Origin of the sequence: Paenibacillus taichungensis (assembly GCF_013359905.1) — a bacterium.
Classification (GTDB): Bacteria; Bacillota; Bacilli; order Paenibacillales; family Paenibacillaceae; genus Paenibacillus; species Paenibacillus taichungensis.
The window spans coordinates 1-337 of sequence record NZ_JABMCC010000036.1 but is presented as its reverse complement, the minus strand read 5'-3'; the positions used below and the strand labels follow the sequence as shown (position 1 = coordinate 337).

Sequence of the window (337 nt, the reverse complement as noted above, 5' to 3'; positions counted from 1 at the left end):
GTAAATCGCACATTTCGTTTCGGATCTAGTTTTCAGAGAATAAACTCTGAGATGTAAGCTAAGCTATGCGTTTGGTGGCGATGGCGGAGGGGTTCCACACGTACCCATCCCGAACACGGCCGTTAAGCACTCTAGCGCCGATGGTACTTGGACCGCAGGGTCCTGGGAGAGTAGGACGCCGCCAAGCAAAGAACCACTGCCTATGTTATTCGGTGGTGATTTTTATTTGTTTATAAGCAAAAATGCAGGATTAGCTATTAGTTTAGAGACATTGCACTAAATGATTTAACATAGATAAGCGCCACTTGATATGAGTGGCGTTTTATATAAATAAAAT

At 43.6% G+C, this 337-nt stretch carries 1 rRNA gene; it reads left to right on the top strand.

Annotated elements, in window-relative coordinates:
* The first annotated feature begins 70 nt into the window (after positions 1-70).
* Positions 71-187, top strand: a 5S ribosomal RNA gene (gene rrf, locus HP548_RS00250).
* The last annotated feature ends 150 nt before the right edge of the window (positions 188-337 follow it).